At 58.4% G+C, this 22,920-nt stretch carries 26 protein-coding genes and 1 pseudogene; 19 read left to right on the plus strand and 8 right to left on the minus strand.

Annotated features, from left to right (window positions below; translation table 11 throughout):
- Positions 1–2 precede the first annotated feature (2 nt).
- The 14 genes and pseudogenes from LIX91_RS15450 to LIX91_RS15515 all read left to right on the plus strand — a co-directional run bounded on the left by LIX91_RS15450 (position 3) and on the right by LIX91_RS15515 (position 11,215).
- Positions 3–1,130, plus strand: coding sequence for a phage baseplate assembly protein (locus tag LIX91_RS15450; protein ID WP_226488729.1), 1,128 nt, complete (start codon positions 3–5; stop codon positions 1,128–1,130).
- Positions 1,127–1,639, plus strand: a complete 513-nt coding sequence (locus LIX91_RS15455) for a phage baseplate assembly protein V (RefSeq protein ID WP_003341098.1) — start codon at positions 1,127–1,129, stop codon at positions 1,637–1,639. Before LIX91_RS15450 ends, LIX91_RS15455 begins: the two co-directional genes overlap by 4 nt.
- Positions 1,636–2,034 (plus strand): phage GP46 family protein, encoded by a 399-nt coding sequence (locus LIX91_RS15460; protein WP_198702008.1) that lies wholly within the window; start codon positions 1,636–1,638, stop codon positions 2,032–2,034. The genes LIX91_RS15455 and LIX91_RS15460 overlap by 4 nt, the downstream gene beginning before the upstream one ends.
- Entirely contained in the window at positions 2,024–3,064 is a 1,041-nt protein-coding gene (locus LIX91_RS15465; protein WP_003372716.1) for a baseplate J/gp47 family protein, read from the plus strand. Before LIX91_RS15460 ends, LIX91_RS15465 begins: the two co-directional genes overlap by 11 nt.
- Positions 3,052–3,651, plus strand: a complete 600-nt coding sequence (locus tag LIX91_RS15470; protein WP_024662983.1) for a YmfQ family protein — start codon at positions 3,052–3,054, stop codon at positions 3,649–3,651. Before LIX91_RS15465 ends, LIX91_RS15470 begins: the two co-directional genes overlap by 13 nt.
- Before the next feature lie 10 nt (positions 3,652–3,661).
- Positions 3,662–4,216 (plus strand): annotated as a pseudogene (locus LIX91_RS25640) (phage tail protein); the annotation flags it as partial.
- A gap of 1,118 nt (positions 4,217–5,334) precedes the next feature.
- Positions 5,335–5,517: a hypothetical protein gene (locus tag LIX91_RS15480; protein ID WP_046269561.1), complete on the plus strand. Its 183-nt coding sequence runs from the start codon at positions 5,335–5,337 to the stop codon at positions 5,515–5,517.
- A 272-nt stretch (positions 5,518–5,789) separates the two neighbouring features.
- Positions 5,790–6,287, plus strand: coding sequence for a phage tail protein (locus LIX91_RS15485; RefSeq protein ID WP_103697338.1), 498 nt, complete (start codon positions 5,790–5,792; stop codon positions 6,285–6,287).
- Between the two features lie 230 nt (positions 6,288–6,517).
- Positions 6,518–7,063, plus strand: coding sequence for a glycoside hydrolase family 19 protein (locus LIX91_RS15490; RefSeq protein WP_046237369.1), 546 nt, complete (start codon positions 6,518–6,520; stop codon positions 7,061–7,063).
- Positions 7,060–7,572, plus strand: coding sequence for a lysis system i-spanin subunit Rz (locus LIX91_RS15495; RefSeq protein ID WP_226488731.1), 513 nt, complete (start codon positions 7,060–7,062; stop codon positions 7,570–7,572). Before LIX91_RS15490 ends, LIX91_RS15495 begins: the two co-directional genes overlap by 4 nt.
- 409 nt (positions 7,573–7,981) lie before the next feature.
- Positions 7,982–8,581 (plus strand): aminodeoxychorismate/anthranilate synthase component II, encoded by a 600-nt coding sequence (locus LIX91_RS15500; RefSeq protein WP_003419681.1) that lies wholly within the window; start codon positions 7,982–7,984, stop codon positions 8,579–8,581.
- Positions 8,582–8,602: 21 nt separating this feature from the next.
- Positions 8,603–9,652, plus strand: coding sequence for an anthranilate phosphoribosyltransferase (gene trpD, locus LIX91_RS15505; RefSeq protein ID WP_003316297.1), 1,050 nt, complete (start codon positions 8,603–8,605; stop codon positions 9,650–9,652).
- Positions 9,649–10,485: an indole-3-glycerol phosphate synthase TrpC gene (trpC, locus tag LIX91_RS15510; protein ID WP_226488732.1), complete on the plus strand. Its 837-nt coding sequence runs from the start codon at positions 9,649–9,651 to the stop codon at positions 10,483–10,485. The genes trpD and trpC overlap by 4 nt, the downstream gene beginning before the upstream one ends.
- Positions 10,486–10,519: 34 nt before the next feature.
- Positions 10,520–11,215: a biotin/lipoate A/B protein ligase family protein gene (locus LIX91_RS15515; protein WP_003419676.1), complete on the plus strand. Its 696-nt coding sequence runs from the start codon at positions 10,520–10,522 to the stop codon at positions 11,213–11,215.
- Between the two features lie 11 nt (positions 11,216–11,226).
- Here the strand turns inward: LIX91_RS15515 and crp are convergent, their stop codons facing one another.
- Positions 11,227–11,871 (minus strand): cAMP-activated global transcriptional regulator CRP, encoded by a 645-nt coding sequence (crp, locus tag LIX91_RS15520; RefSeq protein ID WP_003411705.1) that lies wholly within the window; start codon positions 11,869–11,871, stop codon positions 11,227–11,229.
- A 201-nt stretch (positions 11,872–12,072) separates the two neighbouring features.
- Here crp and LIX91_RS15525 point away from each other — a divergent pair, with 201 nt between their 5' ends.
- A complete protein-coding gene (locus tag LIX91_RS15525) occupies positions 12,073–12,495 on the plus strand; it encodes an OsmC family protein (protein WP_003372688.1) in 423 nt (140 codons plus the stop codon).
- 242 nt (positions 12,496–12,737) lie between these two features.
- On the plus strand, positions 12,738–13,532 hold the full coding sequence (gene speD / locus LIX91_RS15530) for an adenosylmethionine decarboxylase (protein ID WP_003316303.1): 795 nt from the start codon (positions 12,738–12,740) through the stop codon (positions 13,530–13,532).
- A gap of 69 nt (positions 13,533–13,601) precedes the next feature.
- Here speD and coq7 read toward each other — a convergent pair whose 3' ends face one another.
- The 5 genes from coq7 to hemJ form a co-directional block, all read right to left on the minus strand.
- Positions 13,602–14,249 carry a 2-polyprenyl-3-methyl-6-methoxy-1,4-benzoquinone monooxygenase gene (gene coq7, locus LIX91_RS15535; RefSeq protein ID WP_003433185.1) on the minus strand — a complete coding sequence of 216 codons (648 nt, stop codon included), beginning with the start codon at positions 14,247–14,249 and terminating at the stop codon, positions 13,602–13,604.
- Between the two features lie 121 nt (positions 14,250–14,370).
- Complete coding sequence (locus LIX91_RS15540; RefSeq protein ID WP_003316306.1) at positions 14,371–14,709, minus strand: histidine triad nucleotide-binding protein; 339 nt, start codon at positions 14,707–14,709, stop codon at positions 14,371–14,373.
- Between the two features lie 103 nt (positions 14,710–14,812).
- Entirely contained in the window at positions 14,813–15,589 is a 777-nt protein-coding gene (locus LIX91_RS15545; RefSeq protein ID WP_003411700.1) for an SDR family NAD(P)-dependent oxidoreductase, read from the minus strand.
- 56 nt (positions 15,590–15,645) lie between these two features.
- Positions 15,646–16,560: a DUF805 domain-containing protein gene (locus LIX91_RS15550; RefSeq protein WP_226488733.1), complete on the minus strand. Its 915-nt coding sequence runs from the start codon at positions 16,558–16,560 to the stop codon at positions 15,646–15,648.
- 98 nt (positions 16,561–16,658) lie between these two features.
- Positions 16,659–17,087 (minus strand): protoporphyrinogen oxidase HemJ, encoded by a 429-nt coding sequence (gene hemJ, locus LIX91_RS15555; protein WP_003316309.1) that lies wholly within the window; start codon positions 17,085–17,087, stop codon positions 16,659–16,661.
- 133 nt (positions 17,088–17,220) lie between these two features.
- On the opposite strand from hemJ, the gene argC reads away from it, so the two are divergent.
- Positions 17,221–18,255, plus strand: coding sequence for an N-acetyl-gamma-glutamyl-phosphate reductase (argC, locus tag LIX91_RS15560; protein WP_100073600.1), 1,035 nt, complete (start codon positions 17,221–17,223; stop codon positions 18,253–18,255).
- 180 nt (positions 18,256–18,435) lie between these two features.
- Positions 18,436–18,786: an iron-sulfur cluster insertion protein ErpA gene (gene erpA, locus LIX91_RS15565; protein ID WP_003419663.1), complete on the plus strand. Its 351-nt coding sequence runs from the start codon at positions 18,436–18,438 to the stop codon at positions 18,784–18,786.
- A 61-nt stretch (positions 18,787–18,847) separates the two neighbouring features.
- Here the strand turns inward: erpA and LIX91_RS15570 are convergent, their stop codons facing one another.
- Both LIX91_RS15570 and LIX91_RS15575 read right to left on the minus strand, forming a co-directional pair.
- The gene (locus LIX91_RS15570) at positions 18,848–19,942 is read right to left on the minus strand and encodes an anhydro-N-acetylmuramic acid kinase (RefSeq protein ID WP_003411692.1); all 1,095 of its coding nucleotides are present in this window, start codon (positions 19,940–19,942) and stop codon (positions 18,848–18,850) included.
- A 3-nt stretch (positions 19,943–19,945) separates the two neighbouring features.
- Entirely contained in the window at positions 19,946–21,373 is a 1,428-nt protein-coding gene (locus LIX91_RS15575) for a peptidoglycan DD-metalloendopeptidase family protein (RefSeq protein WP_046237361.1), read from the minus strand.
- Positions 21,374–21,574: 201 nt separating this feature from the next.
- On the opposite strand from LIX91_RS15575, the gene tyrS reads away from it, so the two are divergent.
- Complete coding sequence (tyrS, locus tag LIX91_RS15580; RefSeq protein ID WP_057407249.1) at positions 21,575–22,786, plus strand: tyrosine--tRNA ligase; 1,212 nt, start codon at positions 21,575–21,577, stop codon at positions 22,784–22,786.
- Positions 22,787–22,920: the final 134 nt, after the last annotated feature.

A 22,920-nucleotide genomic window follows, 5' to 3' on the forward strand; every position in this document is an offset into this window, starting at 1 on the left:
CCATGATCGACCCTAACGTTGTCACCCTGACGGTTGACGAGCACGACTATGCCGGCTGGAAGTCGGTGGAAATCTCTGCCGGGATCGAGCGTCAGGCGCGCAGCTTTGACGTGAGCATTACCTGGCAGTGGCCGGGCACTGAGATTTCGCATCCGATCACGCCCGGCGCAGCGTGCGAAGTGCGTATCGGCGGCGAGTTGATTCTGACCGGCTGGGTGTTTGCCGCGCCGATCAGCTATGACGGCAAGCAAGTCACGCTAAAGATTTCCGGGCGCTCGAAAACCGCCGACCTCATCGACTGCTCGGCCATCAACAGGCCGAGCCAGTGGAAGGAGGTGGGTGTGTTGAAGATCGTTGAAGCGCTGGCTGCTCCTTATGGTTTGTCGGTGATCAGCGAAATACCGGAAACCTCGAAGATGGCCGATCACACCATCGAGCCTGCCGAAACCGTGTTCAAGTCCATTGACCGGTTGCTGACCCTGTTCCGGATTTTTTCCACCGATGACGAATACGGCAATGTGGTGCTGGCCAGGCCGGGTAGTCGCGGGCAGAGCGCAGACGCGCTCGAACTCGGCAAGAATGTGTTGAGCGCGAACATAGCGCGGGACTTTTCCGGGCTTTTTTCCGAGTACCGGGTCATCGGTCAACAGACTGGTAATGACCAGACGTTTGGCAAGGAGTCGTCGGAGGTTTCGGCAGAAGTCACGGATGACCGGCATGACGATCCCGCGCATAAAAAGCGTCTTCGCGTACTGGTCGTTCATGAGGATGCGCCGATCACACCCAAGCTCGCCCTGAGTCGCGCCAATTGGGAGCGCGGTCAGCGGGCCGGCAAGGCGCTGCTCACCACCTACAAGGTCCAGGGCTGGCGGCAGTCCAACGGGGCGCTCTGGCGGCACAACACCATGGTCCGGGTGATCGATCCGGTCATCGGTTTTACGAGCCGCAACATGCTGATTTCAGCCGTGACCTACTCGCTGAGCGACCAAGGCACGATCACCACACTGGTGGTCGGTCCGCCTGAAGGTTTCCAGGCCGAGCCAGGTGACCCCAACAAGCGCAGCAAGGTGCAGGTCAATCAGGACGCTTACTCCTGGCTGCTGCCCATCGACGAGGAAACAACCTCATGAGCTTACTCAATCGCATGCTGGTGCGCGGCACCGTGGTGCTCGCCAGGGCCAGCAGCAAAATGCAGGCGCTGCAAATGCGCCTCACCGCCGGAGAGGTCAAGGACGACATGGAGCACTTCGAACCCTACGGTTTCACCAGCAATCCACTGGCCGGCGCTGAAGGTATCGCCGCGTTCATTGGTGGCGACCGGTCGCACGGTCTGCTGCTGGTGGTGGCCGACCGGCGCTATCGGCTCAAGGGGCTGGAGTCGGGCGAAGTGGCGATCTATACCGACGAGGGCGACAAGATTCACCTCAAGCGCGGCAAGGTCATCGACATTGAAACCGACACCTTGAACATCAAGGCGGCGGTGGCCGTGAACTTCGACACTCCACAGATCACCCAGACCGGAAAGATCGTCTCCCAGGGCGACCAGCTTGCCGCTGGCATCAGCCAGATCAGCCATCTGCACGGCAACGTGCAGGGCGGTAATGGCCAGAGCGGGCCGCCCGTTGGAGGTGCCGGATGATTATCGAAGGTTCTCTGCAGGCGTCCTTGCTGCGCTCGGTGGTCATCAGCCTGTTCACCTGGCGGCGTGCCGAAGCGGACGATCCGTTCGACGATGCCGAGCGCTATGGCTGGTGGGGCGACACCTACCCGGCACAGGCCAATGACCGCATCGGTTCCAGGCTGTGGCTGCTGCGTCGGGTCAGGCTGACTGCCCAGACCCGGCGCGATGCCGAGTTCTATGCCCGGGAAGCGCTCGACTGGCTGATCGAAGATGGCCAGGTCCAGCACATCAACATTCTTACCGAACAGGTTCAGAGCAACCGCCTGAACCTGGGCGTCGAGCTGGTCGTCTCGGACGGTCAGCTCGTGCGTTTCAACCCTTCTGAACAGTGGCAGGTGATTTATGCCGTTTGAAACACCTACGTTACCGGCGCTGATCAACCGAACCCAGGTCGACCTCGCCGACGAAGCGCTGCGTCAGTCCGATGCTCGGGTATTGTCCCGCGCGCACAGCGGCGCGGCCTACGGGCTGTACGGCTATCAGGACTGGATCGCCGACCAGATTCTGCCGGACACCGCCGACGAGGAAACCCTCGAGCGGCAAGCCATCCTGCGCCTGAGGCAGCCGCGCAAAGTGGCACAGGCCGCTACCGGCACGGTGCGCTTCACCGCTGCAGCCGGCGCGGTGCTGGATGCGGACACTGTGCTGCAGTTCAGTGATGGACGCTTCTACCGCGTCACCAAAGGCGTCACCACGGTTGCGGGCAATAACACGACCACGGTCGAAGCGGTGGATGCCGGTGTTCTGGGTAATGCAGATGCCGGTCTGGTGATGACTGCCGTGCAACCGGTCGAAGGCATCGACAGCACCTTCACCGTCATTGCCGACGGACTTTCCGGCGGCATCTCGCAGGAAAGTATCGAGTCGTTGCGTGCGCGTGTCGTGCGCTCCTACCGGGTCATCCCGCATGGCGGCAATCAGGATGATTACGTGACCTGGGCGCTGGAAGTGCCGGGCGTGACGCGCGCCTGGTGTGTGCGCCGGTTCATGGGGCCAGGGACGGTGGCGGTGTTCTTCATGCGTGACGACCAGGCCGATCCCATTCCCGACGCCGAGCAGCTCGCTGCGGTCGCAGCGTATATCGAGCCGCTGCGTCCAGTCACCGCAGACGTATATGTGCTGGCGCCGGTGCAGAAACCGGTGGTCTACACCATCCGGCTCACCCCGGACACCTCCGCCGTGCGGGCGGCGGTCGAGGCGCAACTGTTGGACCTGCACAACCGTGAGGGCGGACTGGGCGAAACCCTGTTGCTCACGCACATCGCCGAGGCCATCAGTCGCGCGACAGGCGAAACCGATCATGTGCTGGTTTCACCCGTGGCCAACGTTACTGCTGCGGCCAACCAGCTGCTCACGTTCGGGGGTATTCAATGGTCGTCATAAGAACTGCCGAACACTACGCCGGACAACTGCAGGCGCTGTTGCCACCCGGTCCCGCATGGGATCCGGAGCGGGTGCCGGAATTGCAGCAGGTGATTACCGGCCTGTCCCGCGAGTTCGCACGCATCGATGGCCGCGCGTTCGACCTGCTCAACGAGATGGACCCCGCCACCGTCAGTGAGCTGGTCCCGGACTGGGAGCGGGTGATGAACCTGCCTGACCCGTGCCTGGGGCTCAAACCGTTGTTCGCAGACCGGCGCCTGTCGGTGCGCCAGCGGCTCGTGGCGACAGGAGGGCAGAACGCGGCGTTCTACATCGACATCGCCATCAGCCAGGGCTACCCCGATGCCACCGTGACCGAACACCGAGCGCCCCGTATGGGGCGTTCGCGTTTTGGTCGGGCGCATTTCGGCACCTGGAGCGCGCAATTCATGTGGACCCTGAACACCGGCGGGCGCCAGCGCCTGGGCCGACGCTTCGGGGCCAGCTACTGGGGCGAGCGGTTCGGGGTGAATCCCGGGCTCGCAATCGAATGTTTGATCCGTCGAGCAGCACCGGCGCACAGCGTCGAATTCGTAAACTTCAACTGAGGAACACAATGTGGATTATCCCAAGAGTGTGCCGGGCGTAGGCCTGGCAAGCGGCAAGTTTGTAGATGAAAACCCGGCGACCGGCATGCCCGGTTCGCTTATTCCTGCGCAGTGGGGTAACTCGATCACGCAGGAGATTTTGAATGCGATGGCAGCCGGTGGTGAGCAGCCTGATGAAACCAGAACAGACCAGCTCGCGTCGGCTATCACGCAGATAGGTTCGCAGGTCAGGCAGGCCTACAAAGGTGCCGGGTTTGGCTACACCGCTTCTGAAACTCTGTTGCCCGGAGCGGCGGGGCATTGGCACAGAATCAATGCCGGTGGTATCACGCTGACCTTGCCTTCCAAGGCGAACGTAGTGGTAGGTAAGTCGATAACCTTTCATAACGCATCGCCAGCAGCGGCAACTATCAAGGCCAATGGTGCTGAGGTCATCTCTCTATTCGGTGCCGGCAGCAATACGTTGAAGCTCAATGCGGCGGAGTGGGTAGAGCTTGTTTTTAACCCTGATGCGATCTACATCACCAAGCGCGGCAAAATCACCGAAGTGGCGGGAATCGATTCTCCTGTCTTCATCGGGGATCCGAAGGCTCCTACCGCAGCGCCTGGTGATAACGATTTGTCCATTGCAAACACGGCATTTGTACAGGCTGCTCTTACTGCGCTTGGCTTGGGTGTAACCACCAGTTTGTTAGTGACGGACCTCAACCTCGTTGTTCAGGGGGGCTGGTATCGCACCAGTCCAACAACGCTTAATCAACCGTTGCCAACGAACAGTTCAGTAGAGGTCATTCCCTACAACAACGGCGGTTGCCTGCAGGTTGTTACTCAATTGGGAGCCGGTAGCCGCAAATTCTGGCGCACGCAGGCAAGTAGCATCTGGACTGGCTGGCGTGAGGCCGTGTCGAACGACGATCCTGGTTTGGTACCCACCACGGTTGTTGGCAGCGCCCGCAATTTGATCATGAGTGTGGTCAGCGCTTCCGCGTCCGCAACGATCACGGCGGATGAACTGGTTGTCGAGACCGGTTTGGGTGGGATGGGATATCGGCTTGGCGCATTCAACAAGACGATCAACCTGAACACCGTAGGCAGCGGCGGTATGGATACGGGGACGCCGCCAGCGAATGGGTTCGTTGCTATCTATGCGATCTACAACCCTCTGACAGGGGCTTCTGCCTTGCTGTGCACTGATGTCACCTCGACGACAGCGAGCGAGGTGTATACCGGAGCAAACATGCCTGGCGGTTTTACAGCCTCCGCATTAGTGAGTATCTGGAGGACTAGGAGCTCGCTGTTCCAGATCGGTTTTATGGATGGCCGGGAGGTTAGCGTCGTAAGCGAAAAAGTGGCCGCGACTACCGTTGCTATTACGACTACCAAGTCGATAAACCTGGCTTCTGTTGTTCCTGTTTCGGCGAAGGCGCTCACTGGTTGGTTATCCATAGCTGGCGTCAATACTGTAAATGCTGCGATAACTATTGCTTCATCCGTGTCGGGCATAGGTATTCAGCAGGTAGCTGGAAACAGTATGTCAGAGACGGTTCAAGACATTGAAACAGGCTCCTTCTCTAACTTGAGACTGATTACGCCTCAAACTATTTATTGGTCTACAGGTGTGCAGTCAGGTACTTATAAAGAAGGTGCTCTCAATATTTCCGGCTACAAATTCTGAGGTGGTCCATGATCCACGTACAACTTTCCAAAGACGGTAAAACCATTATCGCAGTGTTCGCCTGCATTCAGGATGATGCCGAGTATCCCAATCAAGCGCTGGTCGAGGATACCGACGAGCGTTACCAGCAATTCAAGCGAAATAGTGAGTTCGTCACCGGCGTAAGTGCAGACGAGCTGCCCAAGTCCTGACGCCCCGCTCTGAGGGGGCGTTGTTTTATTCGCCATTTAATCTTTTGAACAGGAGAACCTTATCGGCTCATGGGGTGGGCTCATCCCGCAAGCCCCAGAGGAGGATCAATGCCTCTCGACCAGTAGCAACAACTGAACATCATCCCTGACGCCGGCCCCACCGCCGGCGTTTTAGTTCCTGTCATCAAACGAAACGGGAGGTCCGCTGACGCCCGCAAGCGTCAATTATTCATAAATCCATACTCTCTCAATAGAAAATCAAAGGTATTCATATGTACACAGTAATAAGCGCTCGTGATCCACGTTGGTCCGATATGACACACACATACATTAATCTGTGGGTGTTGTTTGCAGAGTTTAAAGACACTTACGGCGAGGTGCCTTTTAGTGCGTCTCCCAACGACTCCGCTGCTCACGGCGTCGATCTGTTTAACCGTGCCCTCGCCGGTGAGTTCGGCCCGGTTCTCGAGCCGACCGAGGAGGCGGTCCTGCAGCTGGTGACGAGTCAGCGAAATAACTTATCAAGTAACGCTACCTATCGAATCCACTCGTTGCTGGACGAACTGGATATTCTTCAAGACGCCATAGCAATGAATCTGGCGACCGAAGAGCAATTGAAATCCGTGCCAGCAATAAACGCTGAGCTGTACGCGTTCCGTCTTTATCGCGTGCAGCTTTCCCTAATTGACACAGTGCCAGGTTACCCAAGGAAGTTCGACTGGCCAGTGGCGCCTGCGCAGCCTTTTGTGTATGTGCCACCTTCTGAGTAGTTAGCCATTTGGCAGGGCGTGCGCGAAAACGAATTGCATCCGGCGCCAGCGATGAGGCTGGAGTTGTTGTTTCTGCTTTCGCTATGGCCGCGACCTGCCGATATGACTGCTGCTAACGACTCAGGTCAATGATGGGGTGTTTTTTACCCCTAATGCGCGTCGCTCTTGAGTCACGAGAGCTTCGTCGATTGGGGGCACTGACGAGCGTCATAAGCAAGGCAGGAGTAACCATGCCTATCAACCAGCAACAACTACTGCAAATCCTCCCCAACGCCGGCTCTAAAGCCGGCGTTTTCGTTCCTGCTCTCAACATCGCCATGGCCCGTTACGCCATCGACACTCGCCTGCGTATCGCCGCGTTCATCGCTCAGATAGGGCATGAGTCCGGGCAGCTTCGTTATGTGCGTGAGCTGGGTAGTGACAGCTACCTGGCGAAGTACGACACGGGCCAGTTGGCGCTGCGTCTGGGCAACACGCCAGAGGCAGATGGCGACGGTCAGCTGTATCGGGGCCGTGGGCTGATTCAGGTGACGGGGCGGACCAACTACGAGGCGTGCGGGGAGGCGCTCGGACTGGACTTGCTTGCCCAGCCGCAACTGCTCGAACAACCCGACCACGCGGCCATGTCGGCGGCATGGTTCTGGGACCGTGCCAACCTCAACGCGCTGGCAGACAAGGGTGATTTTCTGATGATCACCCGCCGCATCAACGGCGGTACCAACGGCCTGGCGGATCGGCAGGCGCTTTACCAGCGGGCATTGGAGGTGCTGCCGTGAAAGTGCTGGATATGCGATGCCTGATCCTCGCATTCGTGCTGGGGTCAGGGCTGGGTACATGGGCCGCCTGGACATGGCAGGCGGCCCGCTATGGCCTGCAACTGTCCGCGCAACAGCTGACGTGGCAGCGCGAGCGCGAGCAGGCGGCGCTCGCGCTAGTCGACTGGCAGAACGCCGAGCAGGCACAACGACGGGCGCTGGAAGTCCGTTTGCACACCAACGATACAACCATCCACAAGGAGTTGAGCGATGCACAGACTGCTCAGGCTCGTTTGCGTGATCGCCTGGCTACCGCTGATTTGCGCTTGTCAGTCCTCCTCGCCAACAGCCCCGCCAACCGTGATGGCATGCCAGCCGGCACCGATACCGGCGGCGTGGTTCATGGAAGCTCGCGAGGCGAACTTGACCCAGCGGCTGCTGGACGAATTGTCGCCATCACCGACTACGGCGATCAGGGATTGATCGCTTTGAAGGCCTGCCAAGCCTACGTGCGCGAGATTGCGCACTGATGTTCCTCTCGGCTCCCCACCCTCGGCCATCGTGCCCCTGCCTCAATCCCGCCTCCACAAGGAGGCGCGGCCCTCTTTTCAGCCTTTAACTCCTTTTCAATCGGCGCGGCCCGGTACATTCATATTGCACCGGCCGATTCGGTACGCTAATGTCCTGAAACGTACCGATGAGACCCCTTCCGTGACGACAGTCAGCAAGCTTTTGATGCGCGTTATCAAGGCTCACGCCCGTTGGCGTTGGCGCGCCTGACTATTTCCTTGCCGGCCCTGCCGGACCCGTACCTGTATGCCTTCGATTTTATGATGCTTTTCTCCGTCCCCCGGCCTTGTGGCTGACGTGGGGATGCATGAGTGAAGCAGAATCCGGAAGGCCTGAATCAAGTCAGTAAATCAAAAGGTTGATAGCAAAATGCTGCTGATGATCGATAACTACGATTCGTTTACCTACAACGTCGTGCAGTACCTCGGTGAGCTGGGGGCGGACGTCAAAGTCATTCGCAATGACGAACTGAGCATCGCCGAGATCGAAGCCCTGAACCCGGAGCGCATCGTGGTCTCGCCTGGCCCGTGCACGCCCAATGAAGCCGGCGTCTCGCTGGATGTGATCAAGCACTTCGCGGGCAAGCTGCCGATTCTGGGCGTGTGCCTGGGGCATCAGTCCATCGGTCAGGCCTTTGGCGGCGACGTGGTTCGTGCGCGTCAGGTCATGCATGGCAAAACCAGCCCGGTCATTCACCAAGACGGCGGGGTGTTCGATGGCTTGAATCATCCGTTGGTGGTCACCCGCTACCACTCGTTGGTGGTCAAGCAGGATACGCTGCCCGACTGCCTGGAAGTGACGGCCTGGACTGCGCTGGAAGACGGTTCGGTCGATGAGATCATGGGCCTGCGCCACAAGACACTGAACGTCGAAGGGGTGCAGTTTCACCCCGAGTCGATCCTGACCGAGCAGGGCCACGAGCTGTTCGCCAATTTTCTCAAGCAGAGCGGCGGCCAGCGTCAGGGCTAAGGATTTTTTATGAGTACCCCCATGGATATCAAAAGCGCGCTCAATCGCGTGGTCAACCAACTGGACCTGACCACTGAAGAGATGAGCGATGTGATGCGCGAAATCATGACCGGCCAATGCACTGAAGCGCAGATCGGTGCGTTTCTGATGGGCATGCGCATGAAGAGCGAAACCATCGATGAAATCGTCGGTGCGGTGTCGGTGATGCGCGAGCTGGCCGGCAAGGTCGAACTGAAAACCCTGGACGGCGTGGTCGACATCGTGGGTACGGGCGGCGACGGCGCGAACATCTTCAACGTGTCGACCGCGTCTGCTTTCGTCATCGCAGCCGCAGGTTGCACCGTGGCCAAGCACGGTAATCGTGCTGTCTCGGGCAAAAGCGGCAGTGCCGATCTGCTCGAGGCCGCCGGGGTTTACCTGAACCTCACGCCTGTTCAGGTGGCGCGTTGCATCGACAGCGTGGGTATTGGCTTCATGTTCGCCCAGTCTCATCACACGGCCATGAAGCACACTGCCGGGCCGCGTCGCGAGCTGGGTCTGCGCACACTGTTCAATATGCTTGGCCCGCTGACCAATCCGGCCGGCGTCCGTCATCAGATCGTCGGCGTGTTCAACCAGGCGCTGTGCCGCCCGCTGGCCGAAGTGCTGCTGCGTCTGGGCAGCAAGCATGTGCTGGTGGTCCACTCGCAGGACGGCCTGGACGAATTCAGTCTGGCCGCACCGACCTTCGTCGCGGAGCTGAAAAACGGCGAAGTCACCGAGTACTGGGTACAGCCCGAAGACCTCGGCATCAAGAGTCAGAGCCTGTACGGCCTTGCCGTGGAAAGCCCCGCGGCTTCGCTGGAGCTGATCCGCGATGCGCTGGGACGTCGCAAGACCGAGAACGGTCAGAAAGCTGCGGAAATGATCGTGCTCAACGCCGGCGCCGCGCTTTATGCTGCAGATCACGCCACCAGCCTGAAAGAGGGCGTGGCCCTGGCGCACGATGCGCTGCACACTGGTCTGGCGCGGGAAAAACTGGAAGAGCTGGGTGCCTTCACGGCGGTATTCAAGCAGGAGAACGAAGCATGAGTGTGCCAACCGTACTGGAAAAGATCCTTGCCCGAAAGGCCGAGGAAGTCGCGGCTCGTCGTGCGATTGTGAGCCTGGCCGAGCTTGAACAACAGGCTGCCCGGGCCGACGCGCCACGTGGCTTTGCCAACGCATTGATCACTCAGGCCAAGGCAAAGCAGCCCGCCGTTATCGCGGAAATCAAGAAAGCCTCGCCAAGCAAGGGCGTCATCCGCGAACACTTCCTGCCGGGCGAGATCGCCAGAAGTTATCAGGCCGGTGGCGCGACCTGTCTGTCGGTGCTGACCGACGTGGACTTCTTTCAGGGCGCCGATGCCTATCTGCAGGAGGCCCGCGCGGCGTGCAACCTGCCGGTGATCCGCAAGGATTTCATGATCGACCCCTATCAGGTGGTCGAAGCACGTGCTCTGGGCGCTGACTGCATTCTGCTGATCGTGTCGGCACTGGATGACGTGCAACTGGCTGAACTGGCTGCCGTTGCCAAGGGCCTGAAGCTGGATGTGCTGGTCGAGGTGCACGACGGCGACGAGCTGGATCGCGCACTCAAGACGCTCGATACACCGCTGGTGGGCATCAACAATCGCAATCTTCATACCTTTGACGTGAGCCTGGAAACCACGCTGGACTTGCTGCCGCGTATTCCGCGTGATCGCCTGGTCGTTACCGAAAGCGGCATTCTCAATCGTGCGGATGTCGAGCTGATGGAAATCAGCGATGTCTATTCGTTTCTAGTGGGCGAGGCCTTCATGCGTGCCGAACACCCTGGCGCCGAGCTGCAGCGGTTGTTCTTCCCTGAGCGAAAAATAGCGGTAAGCGCTTCGTCCATCGACTGAGCGCATTGAGCTGAACACCCTCCCGAGGTCCGGCATGCACGACTCGATCATCGACATTTGTGTCGAACAAGGCCTGCAGGCCGAGCAGGATCTTCTGGCGTCGGTATGCTCCGGGGTGGCAGATCACGGTCTGCTGTTTTGGCGACCCAACGATCGGGCTTTGGTCATGCCACGGCGGATGAGCCGTTTACCGGGTTTTGCCGAGGCCAGCGAGACCCTGTCGGACAAGGCGTGGCCTGTCCTCTTGCGTGAAACCGGCGGCGAGCCAGTGCCGCAGTCCTCTGCCACGCTGAATATCGCGCTGGTCTACGCGCAACCGCCCACTGACGTTGATCGTGACCGCATAGAAACCGCCTACCTGCGATTGTGTCAGCCGATTCTCGATCTGTTGACCGAGTTGGGCGGGCAGGCTTCGCTGGGCGAGGTGGCGGGTGCATTCTGCGACGGCCGCTTCAACGTCAATCTCGATGGTCGCAAGATGGTTGGAACGGCTCAGCGCTGGCGTCAGAGTCAGGGCGGAACGCGTCCTGTAGTGCTGGCGCACGGTGCCTTGCTGCTGGAAAACGAGCGCGTTCAGATGGCGGCTGCGGTAAATCGCTTCAATGAGTTGTGCGAGCTTGAGCCGCGTGTTCAGGCCGAAAGCCACATTGCACTGTACGAGGCGTTTTCTGGCGCTGATGTCCTGGAGCGTCTGGCGCAGGCTTACCGGAAGCTGCTCGCCGGGCTCTGAATACCAAGGGCTCAGCGTGTCCCGTAGACCACCATGGTCTTTCCTTTGACGTTGACCAGGCTCTGCTCTTCAAGGGCCTTGAGCACACGTCCGACCATTTCCCTCGAACAGCCGACGATGCGTCCGATTTCCTGTCGGGTAATCTTGATCTGCATGCCGTCCGGGTGAGTCATTGCATCCGGCTGCTTGCACAGCTCGAGCAACGTGCGAGCCACTCGCCCGGTGACATCGAGAAACGCCAGATCACCGACCTTGCGCGTTGTGTTGCGCAGGCGCTCGGCCATCTGGCTGCCAAGCGCATACAGAATTTCCGGCTCTTGCCTGGTCAGTTCGCGGAACGAGTCATATGAAATCTCGGCCACTTCGCATTCGGTCTTGGCCCGCACCCAGGCGCTGCGCACGGACTCCTTGCCCGGTTGCTCAAACAGCCCCAGTTCGCCGAAGAAATCCCCGCTGTTGAGGTAGGCGACGATCATCTCCCGGCGCTCGTCATCCTCGATCACAACCGTGACTGAACCCTTGAGGATCAGAAACAACGACTCGGAGCGCTCACCAGCATTGATAATGTTGGTTTTCGCGGGGCAGCGGCGGCGTTCTGCATGGGGCAGCAGCTTGTCCAGACTGTTTGCTTTGGGCGTAAAGGTTATTGCGACCATGCGAGACTTCCGAAATAAGGTGTATGGCCAAATGGCATACCTATAGGTATCGGCTGCGCCTTTATTCTCGCCAGCTTTTCCAGACGTGTAGGAAGCTATTTGCGAATATTCCTACGCATTTCCTACAAAAGGCATTTCTTCCGGGCAGCTTTTGGCCCTGTGCTAAGCTGGCGACCCCTTTTTTACAGTGGAGTCTTGGCGATGAAGGCACGCATCCAATGGGCTGGCGAAGCCATGTTCCTCGGCGAATCCGGTAGTGGTCATGTGGTGGTAATGGATGGTCCGCCGGAAAGCGGTGGTCGCAATCTGGGCGTACGCCCGATGGAAATGGTCTTGATCGGTCTGGGTGGCTGCAGCAACTTCGACGTTGTGAGCATTTTGAAAAAGTCGCGCCAACCCGTGGAAAGCTGCGAGGCGTTTCTGGATGCCGAACGTGCCGATGAAGACCCGAAAGTGTTCACCAAAATCCATCTGCACTTCGTCGTCAAGGGACGAGGTTTGAAAGAGGCACAGGTCAAGCGGGCGATCGAACTGTCCGCAGAGAAGTATTGCTCGGCCTCGATCATGCTCGGCAACGCGGGTGTGAAGATCACTCACGATTATGAAATTGTCGAACTGGGCTGAACGCCAGACATCCAACGATCATAAAAACGGCGCACACTCTGGCAGACGGCTTCGGACGTCTGCATAATGCGCCACTTTTTACGGGCGCAGCATGTATTGGTTTTCTGCTGCCGGTCCGAACAGACAACCAAAATCGCCAACGCGAAGAGGTGTTAACCGTCCTACGCAGATGAGCCGGGCTCACCTGACGGGCATGCTTGATCACGCGGCTGGCGCCGCACCCATATAGAGAGTTTTTAACGGTGAAAAGCAAACTCAAGCTCCACGGGTTCAATAACCTGACAAAGACCTTGAGCTTCAACATTTATGACATCTGCTATGCGGAAACCCCGCAGGACCAGCAGGCGTATGTCGAGTACATCAACAGTGTGTACGACGCAGAACGCCTGACGCGGATTCTGACTGATGTTGTCGATATCATTGGTGCCAACATCCTGAACATTGCGCGTCAGGATTACGATCCACAAGGTGCCAGTGTGACCATTCTGATCTCGGAGCAGCCGGTGACGCCTACCGAAAGCCAGATCGAAGAGTCGCCAGGTCCACTGCCGGAAACCATCCTGGCGCACCTGGACAAGAGCCATATCACGGTCCACACCTACCCGGAAATTCATCCGGTTGACGGTATTGCCACGTTCCGCGTGGATATCGATGTGTCGACCTGTGGCGTTATTTCACCGCTCAAGGCGTTGAACTACCTGATCCATAAGTTCGAGTCGGATATCGTGACCGTCGATTATCGCGTGCGCGGCTTTACCCGTGACGTGGAAGGCAAGAAGCACTTCATCGACCACGAGATCAACTCGATCCAGAACTACCTGTCCGAAGACACGCGCAACGGTTACCAGATGACCGACGTGAACGTGTATCAGGAAAACCTGTTTCACACCAAGATGCTGCTCAAGCAGTTCGAACTGGACAACTACCTGTTTGGCGACGCCACCAGCAACTTGTCCCCCGAGCAGCGCGAGCAAGTGACCGCCAAGGTCAAACACGAAATGCTGGAAATCTTCTACGGCCGCAACGTCGCCGTATAAACCCGGATTCCGGACATTAAAAAGGCGCCTGATGCAGGCGCCTTTTTTATGGGCGTTGTATACGCATTGTCAGATGCGATAAGTCGACTTGGTCATGACCTTGGCCAGCACACTCATGCCGAACTTGACCGGTGCCGGGAAGCGAAAACCGCCTGCCTCCAGTGCGGACTCAGCGTGGTGTTCTTCATCACTGAGCATCTGTTGCAGGATAGCCCGGGACTTGCCGTCTTCGGTCGGCAGTTGTTCCAGGTGTTCAGCCAGGTGCTTGCAGACCTGATCTTCGGTCGCCGCGACGAAACCCAGGCTGACCCGGTCGCTGATAACACCGGCTATTGCGCCCATCCCGAAGGACAGGCTGTAGAACAGCGGGTTCAGCACACTGGTATGGCTGCCCAGCTGATGAATGCGCTGTTCGCACCAGACCAGATGATCGATTTCTTCTTCAGCCGCATGCTCCATCGCCTTGCGCACCTTGGGCAGCTTTGCCGTCAGCGCCTGGCCCTGATAAAGCGCCTGGGCGCAGACTTCGCCGGTATGGTTGATGCGCATCAGACCCGCGACGTGGCGCGTGTCGACTTCGCTCATCTTGTGTTCAGGCTGAACAACCGCGGGGGAGGGGCGCTGCGAGTGCGCGCTGGATGGTAGCAAGGTGCGCATCGCGCTGTCGGCTTGCAGTAACAGACGGTCGAGGGGGGAATATTGACGTTCGGTAGCCATGGGCACCTCCGGAAGATCATGCGGGCAGTTTACCCCAATCGGCCGGAGCGGGCAGGGCTTGTATCATCCGACCAGCGCTGCTCATACGCACTGGTCGGCCGGGAAGCCCGAAAACGCTGGCTCAGCCCGGTGGCCAGTTCATCTGACGCTGACCGAGTACGTGCATGTGAATGTGGTAGACGGTCTGACCGCCCAGCTCATTGCAGTTCATCACCACGCGGAAGCCTTCTTCGCAGCCCAGCTCGAGGGCCAGACGCTGCGCCGTGAACAGGATATGTCCGGCCAGGCCTTTGTCTTCCTCGGTCAGATCGTTCAGGGTGCGGATAGGCTTTTTCGGGATAACCAGAAAATGCACGGGTGCCTGTGGGGCGATGTCGTGAAAGGCCAGTACCTGATCATCTTCATAGATGATCTTCGCCGGGATTTCCCGATTGATGATCTTGGTAAACAAAGTGTCCACAGCCGTTTGCTCCTTGTCGGTTGATGGTCGTCACAGGGTATCGCTGTGCTTCAGCGCGTCCGAGTGTACTGAGCAAGACGCGGCTCGCCCAGCCGTTTGTCGGTCAGCGCGGGCAGTATTTCTTGTTGATGTAGCCGCTGATCTGACGAGCCAGCCAGCGTGAAACCAGGCGCGGGCTGAGCGTCCACAACCGGTTACTGAAACCTGGAGTGATCACCGCACGGTTTTTTGCCAGTGCGCGAACGGTATACAGCGCCACTTCTTCGGGGCTCATCAGGTTATCCACATTGACCTGCAACTGTGCGGTGCGAAAAAAAGCCGTCCTGGTCGGACCGGGGCACAGCACCGAGACCTTCACCCCGGCCTTCTTCACTTCCTCGCGCAGCCCTTCGGAAAAATGCAGCACATACGCCTTGCTTGCGTAGTAGGTGCTCATCCATGGCCCGGGCTGGAACGCCGCCACCGAGGCGATGTTGAGTATCTGGCCGCCGCCCTGAATGGCCATCAGGTTGCCGACCGTGTGGCACAGGCGCGTCAGGGCCAGAATATTCAGATCGATCAGGTCCTGCTCGGCGCTCCAGTCCTGAGCCAGAAAAGGTCCGCAGGTGCCGATGCCCGCAGCGTTGACCAGCAGATCAATCTGGTGGGCACCGTCTTCCAGCTCCAGCAGAAAGCCCGAGAGCCTCAGTGGCTCGCCCAGATCGCAGGCTCGAAACAGCACTTCCACGCCAAAACGCTGAGTCAACTCCAGTGCAATTGTTTCCAGCAGGTCGCGCTGGCGGGCGACCAGGATCAGGTTGCGACCGCGACGTGCCAGCGCTTCGGCCATCGCCAGGCCTATGCCGCTGGACGCGCCGGTGATCAGGGCGTAACGGGTCATGCATTTCTCCATTGAGCGTGTTACGACCGGCAGTCTGCCGAACCGTGAGCAGTCTATTACTTGTCGCTTTGTTCTTCGGGCCCTATGTTGACATCCGCTGGCGCGGTCAAGGCACTGTCATGGCTTTCTTCGTCGTCATAGGGAAGGGATTGCTCGTATTCATCGGTCTGCAATTCCAGCTCATCGCGCAGCATACCTCCGCCGCCAGCAGTGAGCCCGATCAGGACAATGGGGATGAGTAACACCCACAGAATGGCCAGGGTCTTCACACCTCTGGAGTTCGGTGGCGACGGCGGGCCGAATGCGTTGGGGCCTTTTGTTCCGGGCAGCAGGATCATCAGGAACGGGAAGATGCTGCCTACGAACGGCACCATGGTCAGCAGCAGAAGCCAGCCCGACCAACCCAGATCGTGCAGCCGCTGAACGCCGATCTGCGCGCCGATGACCGCGAACACGACGAGCACCACCGCCATCAGCAGGCCGCCGGCGACCAGCGAACCGTTCATGACCAGCAGGCACACACCTACCAGCACCAGCGTTGCGGCGCTCAGGACCATGCTCCACGCCAGATAGCGCAAGCGCCCGATACGCCCGTTGATACTCAGCACCTTCAGCGTTGAATGACCGGGCTGATCGGCGCCAACCTGTGCCTTGGGCGGAGCATAGGGCGATATTTCCAGATGCGCGGGTTTGGGGGAGGGCTGGCTGACCACCTCATCCAGACTCAGGCTGATTTCAATGTCCGGTTCGATGCGTGCTTCGACGCCCGCATCGTTCAGCGCCTTCAGGTAGCGTTCCGCATCCTGGTAAGTAATCCCACGCTTGAGCGCGACGGGTTGACCGCTGAACAGCTTTTGCACTGCAGACGGTTCGCTTTTGAACAGCCCCGCCAGGTTGGCCTTTGCGGTGTCGAGCTCGACGCCTTCACGCACCTGCCCTTCAAATACAATCTTGAAGTGTGAATCGGCCATACGGGGCTTCCTTGTCTTTAAGTGAAGAACAGTGCCGGGCGCCTGTCTGAGACAGAGCGCCCTGTCGCGTTACTGATGAGGCCGGGTAACTCTTGGAATCAGAAGGGTTTGACGATAACCAGAATGACGATGGCGATCAGGATCAGTACCGGGATTTCATTGAACCAGCGATAAAACACATGGCTGCGGCCATTTTCACCACGGGCAAAGCGTTTCATCTGTGCGCCGCAGACGTGGTGATAGCCGATCAGCAGGACAACCAGTGCGAGCTTGGCGTGCATCCAGCCCTGACTGAAATAACCGCTGGGGTCGAAGCTGATCAGCCAGCCGCCGAAGACCAGCGTTGCGATCATTGCCGGGGTCATGATGCCACGGTACAGCTTGCGCTCCATGACGATGAAACGCTCGCGGCTGACCGTGTCCTCACTCATCGAGTGATAGACGAACAGTCTTGGCAGATAGAACAGGGCTGCAAACCAGCAGACCATTGAAATGACATGAAGCGCCTTTATCCATAGATAGAGCATTTTTGATTATTCCCAGGTTCACGGTGGCCGAATAGTAGTGTCTTGTGCGCCCATACGTCACGTTGTCGGTTGTCGCAGAGGCGATAGGCTCCTATTATCGACCGCTTTCCAGTTGTTTCGTTGAGGGCAGGTTATGGTCAAGGTCGGTATCGTCGGCGGCACGGGTTACACCGGGGTCGAGTTGCTGCGTCTGTTGGCACAGCATCCGCAGGCAGAAGTAGTGGTCATTACCTCGCGCTCGGAGGCCGGCATGCCAGTCGCCGACATGTATCCGAACCTGCGCGGGCACTACGACGGCCTCGCGTTCAGCGTGCCTGACGTGAAAACCCTGGGCGCCTGCGATGTGGTGTTCTTCGCCACGCCCCACGGTGTCGCTCATGCCCTGGCTGGCGAATTGCTCGCGGCAGGCACCAAAGTGATCGACCTGTCTGCCGACTTCCGTCTGCAGGACCCGGTCGAGTGGGCCAAGTGGTACGGCCAGCCTCATGGCGCTCCGCAACTGTTGGAAGACGCTGTGTACGGGCTGCCGGAAGTCAACCGCGAACAGATCAGGAACGCGCGACTCATCGCCGTGCCGGGTTGCTATCCGACCGCTACCCAGTTGGGTTTCCTGCCGCTGCTTGAAGCCGGTATTGCCGATAACACTCGTCTGATTGCCGACTGCAAATCTGGCGTGAGCGGAGCGGGCCGTGGTCTGAATATCGGTTCGCTGTACTCGGAAGCCAATGAAAGCTTCAAGGCCTACGCCGTGAAGGGCCACCGTCACCTGCCTGAAATTACCCAAGGGCTGCGTCGTGCTGCCGGTGGCAACATCGGCCTGACGTTCGTGCCACACCTGGTGCCGATGATTCGCGGCATTCACTCCACGCTCTATGCAACGGTCACTGATCGCTCGGTGGATCTGCAGGCACTGTTCGAGAAGCGCTACGCCGACGAGCCATTCGTGGATGTGATGCCAGCGGGCAGCCATCCCGAAACCCGCAGTGTGCGTGGCGCCAACGTGTGTCGGATCGCAGTGCATCGTCCGCAGGGCGGCGATCTGGTCGTCGTGCTTTCGGTGATCGACAACCTGGTCAAAGGTGCGTCGGGTCAGGCGGTGCAGAACATGAACATCCTGTTCGGCCTTGATGAGCGCGCCGGGTTGTCTCATGCGGGCATGATGCCCTGAGGGAGGCAGCTTTGAGCTTCAAGCGGCAAGCTTCAAGTTGCAAGGCAAAGGCGGGCTGGCCATGCTCTTGTAGCTTGTAGCTTGTAGCTGCTCCCGATCAAATAGTTGACCGATTTTCTAGGAGAAGCGGATAATGCCGTCATTACGCATTACGACGGCTAACGCCGGGAGATATCAGACATGAGTGTCGAATCCTTCACGCCTACCGCTTTGGAGTTCACTCCAAATGCAGCGCACAAGGTGAAAACCCTGGTCGACGAAGAGGGCAATGATCGTCTCAAACTGCGTGTATTCGTTACAGGTGGCGGTTGCTCAGGTTTTCAGTACGGTTTTACTTTCGATGAAGATGTGTCAGACGATGACACCATCGTCGAGCGCGAGGGCGTAAGCCTGGTTGTCGATCCGATGAGCTTTCAGTACCTGGCCGGCGCAGAAGTCGATTATCAGGAAGGGCTTGAAGGCTCGCGATTCGTGATCAAGAACCCGAATGCCTCCACAACCTGTGGCTGTGGTTCTTCGTTCTCGATCTGATCGAAGCTTGCTGTACACAAAAACGCCGCTCATTGAGCGGCGTTTTGCATTACAGCAGGTATCAGGCGGGGTAGATCGCGCCCAGAACGCGTCTGCCCTTGGCGCCGGTCACCGTCGGACGGTTGGCCGGAACGCCTTCGAGGCAGCAATGAGCCAGCCAGGCAAACGCCATCGCCTCAACCCAGTCAGGGTCTACGCCGAACTTCTCGGTACTGCTGACCTCTGTGCCGGGCAACAGCTCTGCAAGGCGTTTCATCAGCGCCTTGTTATGCGCACCGCCACCACAGACCAGAAGCTCCCGGGTAATCGCTTGAGCCGATTGCAGGGATTCGGTGATCGTCAACGCTGTCAGTTCCAGCAGAGTGGCCTGTACATCTTCTGGAGCCAGCGTTGGCAACTGGAACAGATGGTGGTGAACCCAGCCCAGGTTGAATACTTCCCGGCCTGTACTCTTGGGGCCCTTGGTCAGGAAAAACTGATCGCTGAGCAGTTTCTTGAGCAGCGCAGAATCAACCTTGCCGCTCGCCGACCACGCGCCATCCTTGTCGTAGCTCTCGTGGCGCTGTGACTGTATCCATGCATCGAGCAGGACGTTACCGGGTCCGCAGTCGAAGCCTTCCACCGGGCGATCGGACTCGATCAGGCTCAGGTTGCTGAACCCGCCGATGTTCAATACGGCGCGATGATCCTTGTTGTCGTCGAACAGCGCTTCGTGGAAAGCCGGTACCAGAGGTGCGCCCTGTCCGCCTGCTGCGATATCGCGGCGGCGGAAGTCGCTGACCACGGTAATTTCAGTCAGCTCTGCCAGCAGGGCAGGGTTGCCGATCTGAATGCTGTAGCCGCGCGCAGGCTCGTGACGAATAGTCTGGCCGTGGCTGCCGATGGCGCGAATCTGAGCGGGCACCATGTTTTGATCTTTCAGCAGAGTCTGCACGCCCTGTGCGACCAGCCTGCACCACTTTTGCTCCGCAATTGCAGCACGTGCAAGCTCATCCACACCGCTGGAGCAGAGCCCCAGCAGCTCGGCATACAGGTCTTCCGGCATGGGGATGTAGTGAGTGGCCAGAAGCCTTGATCGGTCATCCTGCTTCAAAAGGGCGATATCAATCCCATCGAGACTGCTGCCAGACATCACACCTATATAGAAGAAGTCCATGGATTACCTTTTATTCGAGGCCAGCGTGGTGGCTTTTTCCTGATCCATGCGTGCCATCAACGGCTGGCTTTGCTGCATGAACCGCTGTTTTTCGGATTTGGCGATCGGGTCCGCCATCGGAAGCTTCTGGCCCAGTGGGTCTACGTGGACGCCATTGACCTGAAACTCGTAGTGCAAGTGCGGGCCTGTGGACAGGCCGGTAGTTCCAATATAGCCGATAACCTGACCTTGCTTGACAGTGCCGCCGGTCTGTATGCCTTTGGCGAAGCCCTGCATGTGACCATACAGCGTGCGGTAGGTGTCGCCGTGCTGAATGATGACGGTATTGCCGTATCCGCCACGGCGGCCGGCGAGCAGAACCTTGCCATCGCCGGTTGCCTTGATCGGCGTACCGCGTGGCGCTGCGTAGTCGACGCCTTTGTGGGCGCGGATCTTGTTGAGGATCGGGTGCTTGCGGCCCATCGAGAACATCGAGCTGATGCGGGCGAAGTCTACCGGGGTGCGGATGAACGCCTTGCGCATGCTGTTGCCGTCGGCCGTGTAGTAATTGGTATTGCCCTGCTTGTTGGTATAGCGAACGGCGGTGTAGGTCTTGCCCCGGTTAGTGAAGCGGGCGGACAGGATATTTCCTGTACCTACGCTCTTGCCGTTGACCACTTTCTGTTCGTATACCACATCGAATTCGTCACCCTTGCGGATGTCCTGCGCGAAGTCGATGTCGTAGCCAAAGATATTGGCCATGTCCATCGTCATGCTATGAGTCAGGCCGGCACGCTGCGCGGACTGCGACAGGGAGCTGTTGATCACCCCGTGTACGTAGGCGTTACGCACGTTGGGCTTACTGATCTCGCGATTGAATGCGTAACCGCCAGTTGCTGTCTTCGACAGGCTGATGGACTCGACTTCGCTGAGCTTGGTATGCAATTGCTTGAGCTGGCCATCCGGCGTCAGCTCGAACTGCAGGGTCTGTCCATTCTGCAGCTTGCTGAACTGCTTGGCTTGCTTGTCGCTGGCCAGTACTTCATGAACGGTAGCAGCTGGCAGCCCGACCTTTTCAAACAGGGTCGACAGCGTGTCGCCCTTGCTGACAGTGACTTCCCTGTGAGCAGGATCCTTCGCAGCGGCTGGCGCGGGTTTCTCTGCTTGAGGCTGTGCACTGGCGGTGTCTTGAGCCTGATCGTCGGCATTGTCGATCTGCGCAAATGGCGATTCGGTGGTTTCAGGTGTGGCTTGAGTGGCTTGTTGAGCGTCTTGATCTTGTACGTCCTGATCCGGTGCCTCCAGATCAAGCGGAATGTTCGTTCGTTTGGCTTCGACATCGCTGGATGGAAAAACCAGGAGAGCCAGGCTCAACAATGCGGCGATGCCGCTTGCAGCGAGCAGGTGACTCTTCGGATAAAGCGGGGGCGCTTTAGGCGGTGTGTCTTTCATAGGTAATTTGACTTTGAAAAAGGTGAAATGGAAAAGATGAATGACATGATGAAGATGAAATAACTGTATAAAATATAACCAAAACCTGCTCGAAGCAACCCTTCCCGCGTATCAGTCACTGATTCGCAGGCAAACGCTGGGCAAAACTTGTAATTGGGCTCTGATCTTGTAAGGTTGGCTCCCTTTGAATTGGGGACTGAAATGAAGTCGGTTGAAGAGCAGCTGGCGCTGATCAAGCGCGGTGCAGATGAACTCCTGGTCGAGGCCGAGCTGGTCGAGAAGCTGAAGCGTGGCCAGCCACTGCGTATCAAGGCTGGTTTCGATCCGACTGCACCTGATCTGCACCTTGGGCACACCGTGCTTATTAACAAGCTGCGGCAGTTCCAGGATCTGGGGCATCAGATCATCTTCCTGATCGGTGATTTCACCGGCATGATCGGCGACCCGAGCGGTAAAAGCGCCACGCGTCCGCCGCTCACCCGTGAGCAGGTGCTCGACTACGCCGAAACCTACAAGTCTCAGGTCTTCAAGATTCTCGATCCGGCCAAGACCGAAGTCGCGTTCAACTCGACCTGGATGGACCAACTGAGTCCGGCTGACTTCATTCGCCTGTCCTCGCAGTACACGGTCGCGCGGATGCTCGAGCGTGACGATTTCGACAAGCGCTATAAAAGCAATCAGTCCATCGCCATTCACGAATTCCTTTATCCGCTGGTGCAGGGCTATGACTCCGTGGCTTTGAAGGCCGACGTCGAGTTGGGCGGCACCGATCAGAAATTCAATCTGCTGATGGGGCGCGAGCTTCAGCGCGCTTATGGGCAGGAGCCGCAGTGCATTCTGACCATGCCGTTGCTGGAAGGCCTGGATGGCGTGAAGAAGATGTCCAAGTCGCTGGGCAACTACGTCGGCATTCAAGAAGCACCAGGCATTATGTATAGCAAGCTGGTGTCGATTCCTGATTCCCTGATGTGGCGCTACTTCGAGCTGTTGAGCTTCCGCTCGATGGAAGAGATCGACGGCCTGAAGGCTGACTGCGAAGCGGGTGCCAATCCTCGCGACATCAAGATCAAGCTGGCCGAAGAGCTGGTCGCTCGTTTCCATGGTGAGGAGGCTGCGGCCAATGCGCATCGTTCTGCGGGTAACCGTATGAAGGAAGGCGAGCTGCCGGATGATCTGCCGGAGATATCGGTGGCTGCTGCCGAGGATATGCCGATCTCTGCGGTCCTTAATAAAGCAGGCCTGGTAAAGAACGCAGCAGTCGCTCGTGATCTGCTGGCTTCTGGCGGTGTGCGTATAGATGGTGAGGTCGTGGATCGCAGCTTTGTATTCAAGCTGGGTGCGACCCATGTTTGCCAAGCCGGCAAGAAGGCTTTTGGGCGCGTTACGCTGGTTTCCGAAGAAAGTTCAAATTAACGGTTGACGCCCTCTGTGATGTGTCTATAATTCGCCCCACTTCCGGCGCAGACGGAAACGAAAAAGCCTTGTAGATCAATAGTTTGCAAGGCTTTAGAGTGAAAAGTCAGCGAGGAAGGAGGTCGGGTCTGGAG

The sequence above is a fragment of the Pseudomonas sp. B20 genome (genome assembly GCF_020515755.1).
GTDB lineage: Bacteria > Pseudomonadota > Gammaproteobacteria > Pseudomonadales > Pseudomonadaceae > Aquipseudomonas > Aquipseudomonas syringae.